This window comes from Pseudomonas sp. NPDC008258 (assembly GCF_042956345.1).
Taxonomy (GTDB): domain Bacteria; phylum Pseudomonadota; class Gammaproteobacteria; order Pseudomonadales; family Pseudomonadaceae; genus Aquipseudomonas.
This window is the reverse complement of record NZ_JBIBGE010000016.1, coordinates 43,346-61,017: the sequence shown is the minus strand read 5'-3', so window position 1 is coordinate 61,017 and position 17,672 is coordinate 43,346. Positions and strand designations below refer to the sequence as shown.

Genomic DNA, 17,672 nt, shown 5'->3' with positions numbered 1-17,672 from the left:
CATGCTGCCCGGGCTTTTGAAGCGGGCAGCATTTCCCGTTCTTGAACCAAGAAGGTGATAACTGATGTATGACCCGACACGCCCCCTGGCAGGACAAACCGTACTGGTGACTGGTGCTTCTGGTGGTATTGGTGCCGCGATCGTGGAACAGTTGGCGGCTGAGGGCGCGCGCCCGATCATTCATTACAGCCGGGACGAGCAGGGTGCCCGCGCATTGCTTGAGCGCATCGGCGGTAATGGCTGGATCGTGCAGGGCGACCTGAGTGATGAGGCCGGGCCGGAACAACTTTGGCACGCAGCGCTTGAGTTGAGCGGTGGCCGTATCCACGGCCTGGTGAACAACGCCGGCATCCGCACTGAAATTGCGCTGGATGCCAGCTCGGCAGAGTGGCGCGCGGCGTGGCGTCGTGAGTTCCAGGTTAACTTCTTTGCTGCTGCTGATCTGAGCCGTGAAGCTGTGCAGCACTACAGCGCGAATGGTGGCGGGCGGATCATCAACATGGCCAGCCGCGCCGCCCAGCGCGGCTACGCTGCGGATGCCCTGCCTTACGGCACCAGCAAGGCTGCGTTGATCAATCTGACCAAGTCGATTGCACGGAGCATGGGTGGTTGCGGGGTGGTGGCAGTGGCCATCGCGCCGGGCTGGGTGCGCACCGACATGGCGGAGCAGTTTGTTGCTCAGCATGGTGAGGCTGCGGCGGTGAGCGATATTCCCGTTGGGCGCATGGCGAGCCCGGCAGAAGTGGCAGAGTTGGTTGCCTTCACGCTGCGGCCATCACAAGCATCGCTGAACGGGGCCACGCTGGATGTGAATGGCGGTAGTTATATTCGTTGAGGCTTCAGCTTAGGCAGCGCTCGCGTTGAAACGTGGCCTTGCATCCAGTCCTTCAGGCTGCGCTGTCGGGCAGAGAGCAGAGCTTGTAGGCGTGTCGCGGACCTTGTGGGAGATCAGGTGCTCGCCACAGCATCTTCAGCGCCTGTTAGACCGAGCCCCGCCCGCATGGCGCATCGCGAGCTGGCGCTCGCTCTCACAAAACTGCGCATAACTCAGTGATATAGCAGGAGACCCTGTGGGAGCCGCGCTTGCCGGCGATGGGACGCGAAGCGGCCCCGGCAATTTATGCATCAACCTAGAAATCGCGGGGCCGCCTCGCCACCCATCGCCGGCAAGCGCGGCTTCCACAAGAACAGCTGCGGGTAATCCCGCCACAGGAAATGCGGCGCCCTTGCCAGCAACAGTTCTCTGCGCGACAGCCCAGCCCAAAAAGCAGGGTGATCTCCTGCATTTGTTCCGGGCCAACAATCCCAGCGGGATTAGCGCACGAACACGTTGGCGCATGGCTCGATATCGCGACGTGCAAACAAGGCGGTCGCGCGCACCTGGCACAGGCGTTACTGGCCCGAAACAAACGTAGGAGCGAGCGCCAGCTCGCGATGCGCCGCGCGGGCGGCGCTCGATCTCACAGCCGCTACATATCCCGTGGCCACCACCTGTCAGCCCTCACGCAATCCCCTGTGGGAGCGGGCAAGCCCGCGAATGCGTCCGTACAACCACCATCGCATTCACAGGTAAATCCGCCCCCACAGCCGAATGCCAGTCAGTTAAGCAATTTGGGGCCGCGCTGCGGCCCATCGCCGGTAAGCCAGCTCCCACAGGTACAGCGCATGGCTTGAGTTCAGTGCAATCGGTGTGGGAGCTGGCTTGCCGGCGATGGGCTGCACAGCAGCCCCGGCAGTCTTAACTGACTGGCATTACCCCAAAGCCCCCCTAAATCAATAGCTTATGAGTGGTCCTATGAGAGTTAAACGAATGATTTACGGCTTCATCGGCACGGGCACGATCACCGAAGCCATGATCCACGGCTTGATGGCATCGCCACTTTCAGCCAGCTCGTCGGTGATCGTTTCGCCCAGGAGTGAACAAGTTGCCTCTCGTCTCAGTGCTCAGTACCAACAGGTAACGGTGGGGCACAGCAATCAGCAGGTAGCAGATTCGTGCGACATCCTGGTGTTGGCTATCCGTTGGCAGGTTGCGGAGGAGGTGCTGCGAAACCTGGTAACCCCTGCAAACACCAAGATCATCAGCGTGATCGCCGCCACTGACCATGAAGCCCTTGCCCGCTGGGCCAATGTAGCGGCTGAGCGCATCATCAGGGCTATTCCACTACCGTTTGTTGCCCAGCGTGACGGCGTCACAGCTATCTATCCGGCTGACCCGCTTGCGAGCGAGTTATTTGATGCGTTGGGAACTGCTGTGTGCTGTGACAGCAAGGCTGAGTTCGACCAGTTGGCGGTGGCTAGCGCATTGATGGGGACCTATTTCGGCATTCTTGATCAGGTCGCCAGTTGGCTGGAGGGCAAGGGCTTGCCCAGAGCCAAGGCGCAGGGGTATCTGAAACCACTGTTTGCGAGCTTGGGCAATTTTGCATGCGAGTCAGAAGGGGTTGATTTTGTGGGGTTGCGCAATGAGTTCTCTACGAAGGGAGGGTTGAATGAGCAGGTGCTTCGGGACTTTGAGAGAGGAGGAGGTAGCCGGGCACTGTTGGCGGCTTTGGATAATGTGTTGACCAAAATCCAGGGCTGAATGCGTGGTCTCAAACGGCCGACCGTCGTTGGCTCCTGCCCGGCGTTTATAGCCGATTATCTATCCTATAGCTGCATGGGATAGCTGCTCTGAAGGTCGGCCTTGAGGCCGGGATAATTTGTGTCGAGAATAAAAATATTGGAATACCGTTTGGAATGCCGTCAAGGTGAAAACCATGCTATGAACTGCTCAACTGCTCAACTGCTCAACTGCTCAACTGCTCAACTGCTCAACTGCTCAACTGCTCAACTGCTCAACTGCTCAACTGCTCAACTGGTCTGACACGGCACGCTGCAGTAGATTGAAATTTGGGCGTCCTTGCCCTTCTAATCTTGGGAGGCGACGAGCGTGATGCCAATCGCGCCTTGCGCTTTTATATCAGATGCGGCCAGAGGCTCTTAACAAAATCCGAGTCACGCCCAGTATTCCACCAAGAAAGCATACTTTCGACATAGGGCCGAAGATACTTTCCCTGTGCTTCTACTAGACGAGTACGGTAGTCAGGCTGTTCACGTAAACTCTTCCAATGGATGCCAGCGAAATTTGATAATATGAAGTCTATTGCTAAAACTACGTCCATTGGAGGGTGGCCAATTCTAGGGCTCGGCATTATCAGGATCCCACCATGATTACCTCCGAGAGGTCCTAAGTTCTTCCCGCCATACTGAAAATGATAAAGTGGATGAGCGTCTTCTGGGTCTCCATCCCCGCCGTTGTCAGAGACTAAATGTTTGTCAAAATGCCAAGACGATAGATAGGAGTTATCTTCATTGGTTACCACAATGCTGAATTCAAGCAGCTTTATCAAGTCTGTGAGGTCGTTTGAGCATTTTCCTTGAATTTTAAAGTTCATCATGACATGCAGATAGTCACCTACCGTGCTCGGTATGACTTTCTGAGGTGTTTTCACCCTAAAGCGTAAATCGTCAACTTGATAGCCCCAAGACTCTGGGCCATATGGTTTAGAAATCCCACACATGTTTGCAGCTTGAGTTATGGGGCCTGTGTCAAAGCAAACGTCGCTTACGTTGCGATTAAGAACAATGCCTAGTTGCCGAAGCTCAGATGCAATTTGTTTACGAAAGGAGTCAGGTTTAATCTTTTTTGACATTTTTTAGCCTTTCCGTAAGCTGTTTAAAACGCTCCACTTCCAGTGGGTCGAGAATCCATTCGCTTTTTTTAATCCTATTAAGTACGGCGTGAGCTGACACATACTTACTATCTTGCCATGCATCTTGTCGGGAATTATAGACTTTGAAGCCATCAACTGGGTCGAGCGCTTTTTCAGTGGCGACACACACAGTAGAATATCTTAAGCTATAATTTTCCTGAATCGGGTTTGCGGACACCAATGTTAGCCCAAGCCTTTCATTGATAGTGGCTACGCGCTCTGGGGCCGTAAATTTTCGCAAAGATCCTTTGTAAGAGGCAAGCTCTGACCACCAGTTCTCTATACGATGTACCCACCATCTTGGCCAAGCTTGACGGAACACGCCAGAATATCTGCAGTTCATCAGGCTTTCTAGCAAGTTGCTCCAGCTATCACCAGATTTGTCGATATCAATCCCCAAGCGCGCTGCAAGCATCGCTGGGCTGGCTAATACACCCTCTGATCGAAGCAGCGTGTTTAAAACTTTGCCCGCTATCTCAAATGCTACATTGCCCTTTAGATAAGAGAGGAGGCGTGGGTCTAAACTATCCCGATCTCCTTCAATAAGTCCGATCACATGTTCTAGAGAGTAGCTCGAATGACGTTCATAGATTCCAGAAAGCTCGCGATAACCAGCAGCAAGCCAATAAATTTCGGAGGCTACGTTATCACCGAGTGGATGCTTCCCATCGTCTTTTGCATAAACTGCATCAAATAAGTCATGTGATGAGCTGTCTGGTGCATAAGAATGTACGATATTATCGTTCATTGACCAAAGGATGATAGGGAAATTTGGAAGCTCCTTCTCCGCCATCCGCGTACGTAGCTCTTGTGCGAGCGTTGGGCCGCGATAATAAACTTTATTGCCTTCTGCATCTGCGTCCTGGTCAAGACGAAGGTCAACCAGTAAGCCAAAATAATCCTCTTCACTAGCTAAGCTGTGGATTTTTTCAAACTGACTTGCAAACTCTTCGGGGTGCATTCCTTTGAATTGTAGATTTTGATTGTGAGTGCTTAGCTGGTCTAGCAGTGGCTCAATATATTCTTCTGGCTGATCGTCAATGCACAAGTATTTAACGCAGATCATCTGGTATCTCCTCATCTTCGGCTCTTGGGAACTCAATTCGGATGCACGTTGAGTAGCCTTCAGGTGGTTCAGATATATAAATTTCACCACCCCCGTTCTCAATGATATCCCGAATTATCTTCAGGCCCAGGCCAGACCCAGTAATGTGAACCTCGTCATCTGCCAATGCATCCGCGGGAGTGCTTGTGGTGAAGAATGCATCAAATACTTTCGATTTGTTCTCTTCGGCAATCCCATCACCGTTATCCGAAAACTCGATAAATAGTTTGGTCTCATCAACCTCGCCAGCAACTATCCTTATGTCCCCAATAACCTTGGCACGATTGATTGCTTTTAAAGAGTTGGTGAATAGATTGAAAAATATTGAAGCCCACTCTGATTTATGACTTGGCTTTACAAAAAGCTCATATCCGCTTATGTCTACAGTCAAACTGACGAACTGACGTTTTATGGCTGACTCAACAACCTGCTGGAAGTCACCGATCAAATCTCGAAGCTCGTGTACCTCGAGATTCCTTTGCGAGTTCTGAGTCACTGCCTTGTCAAAATATCTCATGTAAGCTTGTAGTGATTCTATATTGGCTTGCAATGTCCTGATTTTTTCTGCTTCGGGATGAGATTTAGTTAATCGAAAAATGCCCGCTGACAATGCTGACAATACGTGTCTTGTTTCGTGCGTGAATTCACCGATTGTAAGGCCCAGACTTGCCAGGACGCGCAACATCCCGAGTTCTTCGAGTAAAATCTTGGTGTCCTGCTCTAAAAGCTCAATGTTTTCAAAAATTTCTGTGACATCATCATCAAGTTTGGCTTGTTCGGCTGCAGGGCGAGGTAATCCATTATTGCTACTATTGTTGTTGATTTTTTCAACGTATGTAGAAATTTTTGATGTGATTTCGTCTACACGTTCAATAGTGGTTTTCTTGGCGCTTGGATCAGTGGCGAAGATCTTTTTCCCACGCGCATGGGCTATTTTTATAATCCCGTGCATCAGCGACTTATAAATATAGTCTTGAAGCTGTGAGAACGACTGATTTTCAATGAGGCCTTCTCGGCTTGCTGTCTCTTCGAAATGCTCACCAGCTAGATCTGTAAGTTGAACAAAACCTATGAAGTTTGAATTCGCGTGTGGTGGCAGCAATTGTCTGAGTGCCGAAGAGCGCTGTAGGCCCAGCCAGTCATCTTGAGGTTCACCATACGGTAAGACACGGAAGCCATTTCGATAAATCCGGACGCCACTATTCTTTCGAAGGACGTTTCGTACTATGTTTCTTGACCCTGGGGGAAGATCATCTTCGATGAAATAGAACGCTTGAAAACTGACACCCGCTAGGTGGGAGTAATCCTTTATCTCAGCTTCGAAAACTGTTTTGACTCTAGCGTCGGAAATGAGCTTTTCAGGACCGTCGTCAATCTTGTATCGCTTCGAATGGATGGAGAAATATGGTACTCCATCGTCGTCGACGTAACCTGAGATCAATGCGTGTGCATTGTTAAGAATATTCTGGCGTTCACTTGCGATAAGGATTTCTTGTCCGTCAACTTCTTCAAAAAACTCAACAGTAAAACCAGGATCGCCTTCCCCCCTTTTAGGAGCGAATTGAAGCGGGGTTGGTTGTAGGAGGTCAGAAATGAAGCGGTACGCACGTTGGATTTGTGCATTGCTCCATGAGTCTTTCAGTTTGCTGATTCGGAGAGTTGTACCGATTTCAGCTGTGGGGTCGTTAGTGATATCGTTGGAGACAAGAATGAGGTCGCCAACTTCCTCAAACTTGTTCCAATCTATGTCAATGCAAATGCCGTGGGGATCTTCTGATCTTCTAGTTGTCAGTTGCAGACGCATTCCGAGTCGCTGAGCTGAAAATCTACCGATACCTTTACGGCCAGCTCTTTGGCGGGTGTACTTTGGAGAGCGGGGATTTTGACTCTTGCTACGGGTTGATATTCGCATGAAGCCATTTATGAGTTCATCGCGACTCATTCCCAACCCGTTGTCGGTTATTTTTAACTCGCCGCCAGCTTTAGAAGTTTGCTTGAAGACCGCTTTGACATACTCAGCGTCGGCGTCGTAAGCATTTTTTATCAGCTCTGCCACCGCAGTCTCTTGCTTAGAAACTAGTTCGTGCCCTAGCCTAGAAATATGGCTTGCATCGACCGAGAATCGCACGCTTTCAGTGTCATGCTTCGAGATCTCGTTGGCGAGGCTGAGAATCTTTTTGAAATCAACATCGTTCTCGCTTAGCGCTAACGCTAAGCTCTTTTTCAAATCAACGATATCCATTAACCAGCTCCATCTAAGCTACATTTCCCTTACGATGCTCTCGGGCGGAATGCAATGCGCCCTCAAGCTCCATTAACTGGCGTCTAAAGTCCTCCCCAAGCATACCTGCAAGGGCATCATCAGCTATCTTACGCGCGGCTTCTTCATTGGGTGGGTTCTTGGACAATTCTTTATGAGCCGCTTTAAAGGATGTCTCTACTAAATTACTGTCGATAACCTCTGGGTACAAGATTCTTAGCTTCAGCGAGTCTTTGGGTTCCAGCTTTAGAGCACCAGACCCACACGGCCTACCAATAATTTCAGCATGTATCTGTGTAAATGTAGACAAAAAAGAAAGAGTAATGAATTTTTTTCGGTTTGCGCTTGTACGCTCTTTCAAAAATATCCGATACACTGAATTAGTGCAGTTGGCTTTAGCGCTGTTTATAAGTAGTCTTGGGCCGTTGTGTGTTAGAAAGGTAAGAAAGCCGTCAGGGGTCTTATGGTCGTTAGGCTGATGCCAAACCGGCCGCTTCTTATATGTTGCCAAGTCTAATTTTTCAGTGGGGTAGCTACTGAGATAGGCCAAAGCCTGAGGCGAAAGCAGTTTTGTCTTAGTGTTTAGAATTAGGCAGCGAGCATCGGAGTCGATCAAGGTTTGTACTTGGCTATTGGTTAGGTTTATCCCGTTAATGTCTTTAATCTTAGGTACAATAAACTCGTAGTGCTCTCTGTCGATTCCGAGGTTTTTCCAGGCGCTTAATTGTTTGATGAAAAATTTAGTGTCGCCTGTCACGATGCCGATATTAATTCTTGCGATACTTTCTAGTTCGATGTTGGTGGTGCTCTTCGAAAGTTCAGTGAATTTCTGCTGAGCGTTTCTTTCTAGAAAAGAGCCTGCGCCTACGCTTTCAAAGTCGTGGAGTTCGCTTTTGTTCTTCATCCATTTGACAAACAGCTCAGGCAGCTTTGAAAGCGTAGCTGTGTGCGCTATTTTTACTGTGCCTGGATTTTGGCTTGAGTGTTTAAATCCATCGGCAAGCAAAATTACGGTTCGCTCCTCAGCGCCTTCAGATATGAAAATTCTTTCCGCAATAGGCGCTATTAGGCAATTATCGAATTTGTCGCGGAGCAGAGAATGTATTTTCTTCGAGTAATCTGCGGACAGAAAACTTCCTGGAAGGACGAAGGCTAGTCGTCCTCCATCTTTAAGGAAATTTAATGAATGGATCAAAAAATAAACCCATAGGCTCGATCTTGCGTCAATGGTTAAGCCGTAGGTGGTTTTCCATTTTTCCACGGATTGTCGCTGCGAGGATCCTATTTGGGAGTGCCCGATATAGGGAGGATTCCCAATGACAATGTCTGCCTTTCCGCTGCAGAAATTATCATCGTCAAGTAATAAGAAATCTTTCTTGATAAAGTTTTCTTTAAATTTCCCTATGTTTAATGTGTCAAGTTTCAAGAAGGCGTTAGTGTCAATGTCGCATCCAAAAACATTTTGTAAAGGTGTGCTTGACCCCAAATGAGAAAAGCGGGACGCGATTTCCTCAAGGAATGTGCAGCCCCCAAAGCTCGGCTCTAGTACGACTTCATCTTTGCATTCAATTGCCCAGAGGCATAATAGTTTACTTAGAAAGCTTGGGGTGTAAAATGCGCCGAGACTTCGTCGCCGCTCTTCATGCGTCAAAGTGCATATTTCTTCAAGTTGAAGAGTTTCTTCGACTAGCACAGATATCACCCAGTAACAAATAAATGCGCGGGATTATACCACTGGATCGAAAGCTAGTAAATATGGATAAATCTTTGTTTGTTGTGGTTCTTTTGAGGGTTGTAATTTTTGCACTTGGCGTCTTTGTGTTGAGGGCGCGTCTAGTGGATTTTTGTGCAGTCTCCGGTTAACGCGTTTGAAGGTGGATATCTGTTAATTCTTCGTCATATCATTTTGGAGTCAGGTAATATTGTTATCTTGTAGTGGGGTGCTTTAGAGGTGATGTGTCAAGAGCCAGTGGTGTTGCTATTGATAAGCCCGCGAATTTCTTCTGTGCCAGTGTTGGCTAATAGAGGTCTACATTAACTGAATCTGTTTCATATGGCTTTTTCGGGTGGTCTTTGATTAACTAAGCACGCCAGTTATAGAAAGCGTAATATCAAAGGGTTCTCTCATTATCAACCTTCGATGTAGGCAGAGACCACATCAAAGCTGAAGTGCCCGAGTTCGATGCTAATTTTCTGGCGGGCTTGCTGAGCGAGATGGCCGTCAATGCCATAGCCCCTGCCGGCATGCACTGGTGCCGCTTGACAAGTGAGTTGCTCGTAGCGTTCGCAGGTATAGACCGCTCGCAACTCATGAAAACCTTTCATCCCGTGTTCATGCAAAACTTCGCAGGAAGGAGGCCCGGTCTGATCAAGAAAACAGCGTAGCTTTCGCCTCGGGCCAGCAGGTTGCGGCTGCCGGCCGGAAGGTCCGGCCGTCGAGGTGGATATTGGCGTGCCCCTGGCTCGCCAGTGTTTGCGGTTGCCTGAACGGATTGCGCGGCCCTAGGGCAGGGCACGCTGATCACGCCGGCTATGCGTTTCACGGTAGGCTCCATTAGATCGCCCTGCGCCGCGATCGGCTAGGGTAAGGGCGTAATCTGTCTAGTAACGTACGTGGTCCGCAGTTGCGTAGCCTTCCTCCAAAAGTAACCGATCTCTCCCTCACGTCATCTCGACAAGAATGCTGAGTGTTATCAGGGGTCAAGGCCCCTGCGAGCTGCAAGGATGTCCACTGACGCGGGACTGACGGCTCATTGCGACCAGGAGCGAAGGCATCTCGTGATCTGACCTCCTGAGCACCGTTACCGGTGGGCGGGTGGATGCAGCACTGGCTAACGAGCCCAGTACCGCGAGATCCTGAGTCGGGTCCAATTAGCACTGCGATGGCACGGGCATGCTTGACTGTTAGTCAGGTGCATTCCATTCCCTGGCCTGCAGCACCATCATTTACCGCGCCGTTGCTGGTGACGTCGGCGTTTGTTACGCCAATTGTCACGAGGGGAATTGCTGCAAAGCCATTTGTGATGAGGGCTGCAGCAACGGTAGGAGCGTCAGTCTCATTTCTGGAAAAAGAGAGGGGCGAACGGTTGGCGGCGAACGTTGAACAAGCAGGTTCGTTCCTGCAGGGCTAATAGGGTTGTGGGCTGCCGCACTAGGCGGATTGTTTAGAGGGCGTCCATCATTCTGGCGAATGACCGTGCGATGCTTCGGGCGCGAATCGCACTGTGGGATGAACCATCGGGTTAGCGGCATGAGCTTGAAGGCTCTGCTCATCCGGGGTGCTACCAAAGACACCGCTTTGAGCCTTCGTTCTATCGGCCGCTGCGGCATGGGTTAATTGGTGAAGGGCACATGGAAATGCGCCAGATTCATCCTCGTCAGAAGGCACGAGATGTGGAGGCGACATCCGCTGAGTGCACCGACTTACCGAAATCACCCATCGTCACTAAGGCCATAGCGAGCAACTTAACGTTTGGGAATTCAGCTCATTCTCACAATGCCGTAGGAAACTTCCTCTTTTTTGGTAGGCTTCTGTAACCATGAGAGAGGAACTCAAATGCCCGTCGTCATCGTTGAAAACGACACATCGCAATGGGAAGACGAGACAGGCGCTGTCTATCACTTTCCCAAACGCTACAAAACCTGGCTCGTCCAGGGAACGGAAGTGATCTACTACAAAGGGCGTATCAAGGACAAAACCTTCACTCCCTCGCGCCTTAGCGATGCGCCACATTATTTTGGCAAGGCACGCATCGGCAAGGTTTACGCCGACCCAAAGAGCGGCAAGGGTGATCTATTCGCGTTCATCGAGAATTTCACTCCGTTTGAAAGCGCCATTCTGTCCAAAAATGACGGAGCGTACCTGGAGACTATCCCTGCAAACCGCGCAAAGAACTATTGGCGTGACGGGGTGCGACCCATCTCCCAGACCGATTACGATGCCATCTTGAGCTGTGCGAAACTCCTGGCTTCGCAAGCTGAGGCAGTCGTGTCGAATACGGAAGACAATGCTTTCGACCTTGAGTCGTTCAGTGAAGGCAACAAGACAAGCTTCTTCGGTACCCGCTACGAGCGCCGCAAAGATCTGAGGATGAAGGCGATCGCCTTTCATGGGCTTGACTGCAAGGCATGTGGATTTGATTTCGAGCAGGCTTACGGTGAGCACGCGAAGGGTTTCATTCACGTTCACCACGTAGTACCCATCTCGAAATTTGGTGGAGAGCAGGCTGTGAACCCTGAGACGGATCTAGTGACCTTGTGCGCCAATTGTCATGCGGTAGTCCACCGCAAGCGCGACGAGACTCTGAGCGTTGATGAACTGAAAGGCATGTTACGTGGGCGATGGGTTAACGATTGTGCGTAGGCACCTAAGCGCACCCTGACGATGTAGTCGAATCAGTTTTTGCAGAGCTTGGTGCCTGCCGTTGACGTCTTTGGGGTAGGCCTTCGGTACGAGATTGGGTGAGCCTGCCACGTAGACAGATCGCCTTCAAAACCGGAATTGGAATTTAGTCTTGAAGGCATCCGATGAGTAATTGGGAATTCAGCGCATCATGCCAAGCTCAGCATCATCCATAAGCGCCTTGGCCAAAGCGCAGAGGTAGTGCGAAGCCCAGATCAGCTGCGGCTTGTCTTCCATCAATCCGTCCAACGTCATATCCCGCGCATAACCCATCAGCTCTGAGGCTTGTTCGCGGGCGCTCTGGCAAGGAATGCCGGCTTCGATGCGGAAGAGGGGATGGGTCTGGTTTTCACCTTGGTAGAAGGTGGTTTTGCCAACGGTGAATTTGGTTTCTTCTGTAGACATTGTTCAATCTCCCCGAAATCTCTAGGACCTGGGCTGGCGTTATCGCTAGCAATCCCCCACAACTGCTGCACAAGTGCCAAGATCTGCGGCGTTGCACAGAGCGTTGTGAGGGCCTGGCTTGCCAGTGAAACGCCGAGCCCAGGCGACACAGTCAGTTAGGCTTCAGTGCGATGTGCTGGGCTCACTGGGCGTCTGTAGCTGAACCAGCGCGGTTTCAAGCAAAACTCGCAGCGTTTCGAGTTCATGCATCGAGGTCATCATCAGGATCGACGCAGGCGATTTGGGCTGCAGAAGCATTGCCTGATGCACGACGGTCGCTGCGCATAGCGCATAGTCCGTGGCTTGGATCAGGGTGTCTTCAAGGCAGAGAGTCTTGTGGGGTGGATCTGGGACGATCTTTAGCATCGTGTAACTCCAACGTAAGAAAGTGGAGCTACCTCGCCCTTGCTGTCAAACAAGAAGGTGGCAGCTGTACGCGGGTTGACAGACCGAGACGTTGGCACTCGGCGCACCAGAAGGTGCCCGCACGTACAGCCGCCATGAAAGCGAGCACATGAGGACAACGTCAGCGGTCTGTCAAAACCGGTCGCTGAATTGGCAGCGACCAGCCGAGACTAGAACCCACGTTGGCCATGCGCAACGGAAATCAGGCGCAGGGAGTATCTTTGGGAAATGCCCTACAAGGAAGCTCTTTTTTCTGATTCCTTCCCCGCGTTTGCCCTCAAATTCTGCAGCGCTCGCCGCTCAGCCAACGATCCAAATCTCTCAAAAAGCTAACCACCCACCCATCCCTGTATCCAGCCATGACCCGATGATGTCAAACAGTCACCATGGACTTCCGCCCCCCAGCCCCCGAAACTGCCCCAATCGCACCCAGACCAAGGCAGGTCATGATCAACCTAAAACGCGCCACCGCCCTCCTGCTCCTGCTGGCCACAGCTTCACTAACCGCCTGTCTCCCCTGGAAACGCGAACGCGCCGCCTACGCGGACCTCTGCGATTCCGAATTCCAGTTCAAAGTCCCAGGCCCAAAAGGCGAAACCACCCTCTACCTGGAAACCTACCTCTACGACCACGCCGCCCAATGGGGCGAAAAGCGCTACGAGCAAGGTCTGCACGTGCAATACCCGGGCGAGAAATACCCACGACCAGAATTCTTCGTGCAGATGATCGCCTACAACAAGGACCGCCAGCGCCCGTCGACCGATTCCAAACGTGGCGAACCGCCGATCCCGGTGCTCTACGACAGCCGCCAGGCCTACATCACCTTTGAAGACGGCTCGCGCCTGAATGCCCGGCCCGAGGTGTACGTGGGCCTCAACGATATCTACGACTTTCCGTCTGTGAATGAGCGGGCTGCCAGGCCATCGCCGTACGATATCAACAGCGATGAAGTGCACCGCCACATTCCCAAGCTCACCAACAACAAACGCTACAGCTCGGCTTATGTAATCTTCCAGACAGACAAGCTGAACGCCGATTCCAAGTGGACCATTCACCTGGGCAGCCTGCAAGTAGAGGGGCGGAAGGTGGAGATTCCGCCGTTGCAGTTGTGTTATCACCCGGTGAAGAAGTGGATCGGCATCGAGCCTCTGATGCGGCCGTGATCGCATTACTTGGAAGGCAGCGAGTACCTTCTCAGTTCTGCTGCGGCAGCCCGGCCCACCCATCCCGCATGCCCGCGAACACGTTCAAGCTTGGGCATACCAGGCGCACCATGCGGTCCGCTTTGCGGCGGTATTGCACGCTTGGTGGCAAACTCAAGCCGTTGCCATTGCTCAGGCACATCATCACCAGGTTCGCGAGGTCGCTGCCGCGAACATCGAGTCGTTCATCTGCGGCCAAGTAGATGGCGTCATGGTTTTCCAGGAAGGCCGCTCCAGCATTGAGGCCAGCCTGAGCTCACCTGGCGCTCAAGTCAGTGATGGCAGCCGGTCAACCACGTTTATCTACCCCGGACATGCCGGGCTGATGAAACATCCCCCAACGATTTGAAGCGTGTTTTTAGGAACGGTCCTACATACAAAAATTTTTATTGCTCATAGCTTTCTGGCCTTCACCTACAGGGAGTTGGCGGAATGACTTACCACGGTCTGCACCATTTGATGGCTAGCAAAAGCCCTCATAAAAGCTGGAGCGCCCATCTATGAAGGATGATGACAAAAAAACCGGTATGGACTTCGAATTTTGGGAGGTGAGCAGCCTGGCCGCTCAGCTTACCCAGTATGCCTGCGAGGTTGGCGCGCGGCATTTGGAAGATGATGTCCTCAGAGCTCAATTCGTTCAGGAAATAGCCTACGTTGGGCGAGCGATCGTTGATGATGTACGCGAGGGAAACATCACTGCTGATGAAGGGCGGGAAGCACTTGAGCATGAGTATCGTGAGCTCCTTTCCCAAGTATGGGAGTACACCAAGCTTGTAGCGGGTGTGACAGCGGGTGTTTTGCAAATAAGCACGGGTGTTGCGGTCTGCAAATTGTCTTTCGGCGCTGGTTGCATGATTGGCGGCTTGCCATTGATTTTGCACGGTGCTAACAACGTCTACGAAAATGGCGCGAACCTCATCGGGCGGCGAACTGGCACCGTGGGGCCAGTGCGCAAGGTTTACCAGAGGGCTGCCATAGCGGCAGGTGGGGTAGCGTCTCACGGAAATGTAGCCTATGGCGTTTCAGATCTGGGGCTGTCGGCATTCAGTCTTGGGCGGATGGCGTTAAAGCCTGGAGTGTGGCGGTTGTTCCGTTACATTGAAGCGGATAAAACTCGGGCGATAAAGACCATGAGTACTCATTCGATAGCATTCGAGGTGGGTATTGACATGTTGACCGGTGATCAGGTCAGGGTTGAGCTGAGGGACGAGTAATGGCTTGGTTTTTCGTCTTGTTCGTAGTGCTTGGCGTTTGTTTTGCGTTCATCTTGCGTGCCAAGTGTTCAGGGCCGCGTCTGGGTTACGGGCTGTTCTGCCTTTGCTTGATCTTCAATCTTTTCTTTATTACCACCTATATGAGAATTCTGGAGTTTGACAAGATTATATTTTTCGGGTATCAGCCGGAATTTATCAGGAGGAATATCATAGTGGGTTGGGCAGCCTTGGTCGGCGTGCTCCTGCACTGTGGTGCGATACCCGTGCGAACCAGTGAGTAGCAAGTAGGCGGTGCACAGTCCTTGTTCCCAGCAACCATCAGTGCACCTGCCCCGACCCCTTACGCTGCGTAGCCAACGCCAACAACTCCCGCTGCCCAGAAACCCCCAGCTTGCGATACAGCCGCTTGATATACGTAGCCGCACTCGAAAGCTGAATACCCATGCTCACGCTAATACCCTCCACCTCACACCCGCCCAGCATCAATTGCAGCAGTTCCTGGTCACGCCGGGTAAGTTCAGGGTACAGGCTGACCACCCGTTCACTCAGCAGTGCGGGCATTTCATTGGCTTCGAGATAGGCCCGGTAATGCAGGCGCGAGATTTGTACGATCAGCGGGGCAACTGTTTCGATGACGTTAATCTCGTTAGGTGAGAAGCGGCCATGTTCACGCCCCCGGTAGAAATTCACCGACAGCCAGCGGTTGCCCTCGCACTGGGCCAGCAGTGCAACGCGTTCGGAGATTTGCGGCAGCTCGTAGCAGATGCGCCGGTAGTCGCGGTGGGTGATGTCTTCGATGCCTTGGCGTTGCACCATGATGCGGCCGGTGGTGGATGGGGCAGGGCGTGTGGTCATCGCCTGTTGGTTGCCGTCCATGCTGTAGAAGCGTTCGGCGTAGTTGCTGGAGATTCGGGGCAGCTCGAGCATGCGGGCGCGGTCGGCGAAGGAGATGACTTGCGGGCTGCGGTTGGGGCTGTAGGCGAAGAGGGTGCATTGGGCCAGCGGCATCTGGGCGCTGACCAGTTTCAGCATGTCGGCGGCCAGCAGCTTGCCGTGGCTTTCGGTGGTGCGGGAGAGCAGGGTGGCGGTTTGCTCGATGCTCAGGGGCAAGTCGGTGGTGGAGGGGCGTAATGGCCAGAATTCCATACGGTTACTCCCGGGGGGCAAGGCAGGATTTATTGTTGTTGGCGGCCGCTGGGGCTGGGCTTTTGGGCAGGATAACCAATTTGGGGGTGGCTGGCTTGCATCCGCAGTGGATGGCACCGGCTTTGCCGGTGTTCGCGGGTGAACCCGCTCCCACAGGTGGACTGTGCAGGCTTCGGGTTTGCGGTGGACTTGTAAGGGCGGCCACGGTTGTGAACACCGGCGCAGCCGGTGCCACGCACCGAGTCGCCTGCTTCGCGGGCATGCCCGCTCCCACAGGGGTACTGTGCAGGCTTCGGGTTTGCGGTGTGATTGTGAGGGCGGCTACTGCTGCGAACACCGGCGCAGCCGGTGCCATGCATCGAGTCGCCTGCTTCGCGGGTATGCCCGCTCCCACAGGGGTACTGTGCAGGCATCGGGTTTGCGGTGTGATTGTGAGGGCGGCTATTGCTGTGTACACCGGCGCAGCCGGTGCCATGCACCGAGTCGCCTGCTTCGCGGGCATGCCCGCTCCCACATGGAATTGCGGCGCTCCGGCGGCTGGCTGTGGCTTGGTCGTTCAGAGTACCCTTGGCGCTCTCACCGCCTTGTGCCAGGACCAAACAGATGACGCTACCACCGGATGGGCTACCGATTTACCGGGTGCTGACGGGCCCCGATGATGCTTCCTTTTGCCATAGGGTCAGTGAAACCTTGAAGCTGGGGTATCAACTCCATGGCGGCCCTGCGCTTACGTTCAATGGCAAGGATGTGATCGTGGCGCAAGCTGTTACCTGGCCTGGAGCGCAGGTAGCTTCGTCTTGATGCAGGTGTGGTCAACTGCCCGCATTGCATCAAGGGCACATCGCGCGCAAAAGAAAGCCCGCCGAGGCGGGCAAGGTCTATCACGTAGGGATGGTTGTAGCGTGCCTGAACGCATGTGAAAACTACGTGAAGAAACCCTCGCCGCGCGCACGGCAACGTTCACCTGAAGCTTTTCGACCAAACCCAGGTCATGCCGCTGAACCGCCCGCGCCCTTTGCGCGGGCGTTTTGCATCTGCGCCAAGGCTCAGCCGTCAGACTGTTCTTCCGGCGGCACCTGGCCGTCTGGCCGATCAGGTGCTTCCTGCTCCGGCTCGGGCTTGGGCACCGGTTCGCCAGGGTTGTGGGGTATCTCGTCAACGTAGGGGTCGGGGTGGTTGGGGTCGATCATGGTCTGGCTCCTCGCAAGTGGGCTCCAAACCATTAGGCCGTGCGGGCTGTTCAATTCGGTTGCTATCGCGGGGGTAACCCGGCCTGCCTGTTTCAGATTTTTCGAACCATGGCGCTTGAGGGTGTTCTATGCAGAAGGACTAATACTTAGGTACTGCGGGAGAGAAGCAACCATGCAGCGACGCTTTGTTGTGGTTCCGGCGCTTCCCATCGATAAAGAAATCTTCCCACGTCGCGTTGGCATCCTTTGCGCTAGTGGCTCTGGCTTCGACCTTTACGACACGCATGACAAGACCCGCTTGGTGCTCAACATTTCGACGCGCGCCGAGGCGGAGTGCGAATGCGCCTATCGCAACCACCTGCATGGTCCGGCGCTCGAATCAACCTAGATGAGTCCTCGGCAGCGGCTGCCTGAGGTAGCGATGGGGGTGGGCTGCATGCCTGCGGCCCAGGTGAGAGCAACTGTCTTATTCAATATTCCTAAGCTCGCGCAATCTCTGTGGGAGCGGCGGTCCGGTTTACCCGCGAACAACGGCGTAGCTGGTGCCAT

At 52.9% G+C, this 17,672-nt stretch carries 16 protein-coding genes and 1 pseudogene; 7 read left to right on the top strand and 10 right to left on the bottom strand.

Translation table 11 applies throughout. The features are described from left to right. The first annotated feature begins 64 nt into the window (after nt 1-64). Together ACFY9W_RS14990 and ACFY9W_RS14985 are read left to right on the top strand one after the other, a co-directional pair. Nucleotides 65-835, top strand: a complete 771-nt coding sequence (locus ACFY9W_RS14990; protein WP_391131508.1) for an SDR family oxidoreductase — start codon at nt 65-67, stop codon at nt 833-835. Nucleotides 836-1,810: 975 nt separating this feature from the next. Next, complete coding sequence (locus ACFY9W_RS14985) at nt 1,811-2,584, top strand: pyrroline-5-carboxylate reductase (RefSeq protein ID WP_391131506.1); 774 nt, start codon at nt 1,811-1,813, stop codon at nt 2,582-2,584. 373 nt (nt 2,585-2,957) lie between these two features. Here the strand turns inward: ACFY9W_RS14985 and ACFY9W_RS14980 are convergent, their stop codons facing one another. From ACFY9W_RS14980 to ACFY9W_RS14960, 5 genes and pseudogenes are all read right to left on the bottom strand, one after another. Then, complete coding sequence (locus tag ACFY9W_RS14980) at nt 2,958-3,695, bottom strand: hypothetical protein (RefSeq protein ID WP_391131504.1); 738 nt, start codon at nt 3,693-3,695, stop codon at nt 2,958-2,960. Next, nucleotides 3,679-4,821, bottom strand: a complete 1,143-nt coding sequence (locus ACFY9W_RS14975; RefSeq protein WP_391131502.1) for a hypothetical protein — start codon at nt 4,819-4,821, stop codon at nt 3,679-3,681. The genes ACFY9W_RS14980 and ACFY9W_RS14975 overlap by 17 nt, the downstream gene beginning before the upstream one ends. Next, on the bottom strand, nt 4,808-7,102 hold the full coding sequence (locus ACFY9W_RS14970) for an ATP-binding protein (RefSeq protein ID WP_391131500.1): 2,295 nt from the start codon (nt 7,100-7,102) through the stop codon (nt 4,808-4,810). Before ACFY9W_RS14970 ends, ACFY9W_RS14975 begins: the two co-directional genes overlap by 14 nt. Nucleotides 7,103-7,115: 13 nt before the next feature. After that, the gene (locus tag ACFY9W_RS14965; RefSeq protein WP_391131498.1) at nt 7,116-8,813 is read right to left on the bottom strand and encodes an Eco57I restriction-modification methylase domain-containing protein; all 1,698 of its coding nucleotides are present in this window, start codon (nt 8,811-8,813) and stop codon (nt 7,116-7,118) included. A gap of 437 nt (nt 8,814-9,250) precedes the next feature. Next, nucleotides 9,251-9,543 (bottom strand): annotated as a pseudogene (locus tag ACFY9W_RS14960) (integrase); the annotation flags it as partial. Between the two features lie 1,133 nt (nt 9,544-10,676). On the opposite strand from ACFY9W_RS14960, the gene ACFY9W_RS14955 reads away from it, so the two are divergent. Beyond that, nucleotides 10,677-11,483 carry an HNH endonuclease gene (locus ACFY9W_RS14955; RefSeq protein ID WP_391131496.1) on the top strand — a complete coding sequence of 269 codons (807 nt, stop codon included), beginning with the start codon at nt 10,677-10,679 and terminating at the stop codon, nt 11,481-11,483. 180 nt (nt 11,484-11,663) lie between these two features. Here ACFY9W_RS14955 and ACFY9W_RS14950 read toward each other — a convergent pair whose 3' ends face one another. Together ACFY9W_RS14950 and ACFY9W_RS14945 are read right to left on the bottom strand one after the other, a co-directional pair. Then, nucleotides 11,664-11,927: a DUF3077 domain-containing protein gene (locus tag ACFY9W_RS14950; RefSeq protein WP_003250694.1), complete on the bottom strand. Its 264-nt coding sequence runs from the start codon at nt 11,925-11,927 to the stop codon at nt 11,664-11,666. A gap of 162 nt (nt 11,928-12,089) precedes the next feature. Continuing rightward, nucleotides 12,090-12,332 carry a hypothetical protein gene (locus ACFY9W_RS14945; RefSeq protein ID WP_391131494.1) on the bottom strand — a complete coding sequence of 81 codons (243 nt, stop codon included), beginning with the start codon at nt 12,330-12,332 and terminating at the stop codon, nt 12,090-12,092. Between the two features lie 485 nt (nt 12,333-12,817). On the opposite strand from ACFY9W_RS14945, the gene ACFY9W_RS14940 reads away from it, so the two are divergent. Then, entirely contained in the window at nt 12,818-13,534 is a 717-nt protein-coding gene (locus tag ACFY9W_RS14940) for a hypothetical protein (RefSeq protein ID WP_391131492.1), read from the top strand. 31 nt (nt 13,535-13,565) lie between these two features. Here ACFY9W_RS14940 and ACFY9W_RS14935 read toward each other — a convergent pair whose 3' ends face one another. Continuing rightward, nucleotides 13,566-13,772, bottom strand: coding sequence for a hypothetical protein (locus ACFY9W_RS14935; RefSeq protein ID WP_391131490.1), 207 nt, complete (start codon nt 13,770-13,772; stop codon nt 13,566-13,568). A gap of 301 nt (nt 13,773-14,073) precedes the next feature. Between ACFY9W_RS14935 and ACFY9W_RS14930 the strand changes: the two genes are divergently transcribed. Then, the gene (locus ACFY9W_RS14930; protein WP_391131488.1) at nt 14,074-14,787 is read left to right on the top strand and encodes a DUF4225 domain-containing protein; all 714 of its coding nucleotides are present in this window, start codon (nt 14,074-14,076) and stop codon (nt 14,785-14,787) included. A gap of 318 nt (nt 14,788-15,105) precedes the next feature. Here ACFY9W_RS14930 and ACFY9W_RS14925 read toward each other — a convergent pair whose 3' ends face one another. Continuing rightward, on the bottom strand, nt 15,106-15,933 hold the full coding sequence (locus tag ACFY9W_RS14925; RefSeq protein ID WP_391131485.1) for a LuxR C-terminal-related transcriptional regulator: 828 nt from the start codon (nt 15,931-15,933) through the stop codon (nt 15,106-15,108). A 603-nt stretch (nt 15,934-16,536) separates the two neighbouring features. Between ACFY9W_RS14925 and ACFY9W_RS14920 the strand changes: the two genes are divergently transcribed. After that, complete coding sequence (locus ACFY9W_RS14920) at nt 16,537-16,734, top strand: DUF1737 domain-containing protein (RefSeq protein ID WP_391131483.1); 198 nt, start codon at nt 16,537-16,539, stop codon at nt 16,732-16,734. 245 nt (nt 16,735-16,979) lie between these two features. Here the strand turns inward: ACFY9W_RS14920 and ACFY9W_RS14915 are convergent, their stop codons facing one another. Beyond that, the gene (locus tag ACFY9W_RS14915) at nt 16,980-17,123 is read right to left on the bottom strand and encodes a hypothetical protein (protein ID WP_391131481.1); all 144 of its coding nucleotides are present in this window, start codon (nt 17,121-17,123) and stop codon (nt 16,980-16,982) included. 172 nt (nt 17,124-17,295) lie between these two features. Here ACFY9W_RS14915 and ACFY9W_RS14910 point away from each other — a divergent pair, with 172 nt between their 5' ends. Then, nucleotides 17,296-17,511 carry a hypothetical protein gene (locus ACFY9W_RS14910; protein WP_391131479.1) on the top strand — a complete coding sequence of 72 codons (216 nt, stop codon included), beginning with the start codon at nt 17,296-17,298 and terminating at the stop codon, nt 17,509-17,511. Nucleotides 17,512-17,672 lie beyond the last annotated feature (161 nt).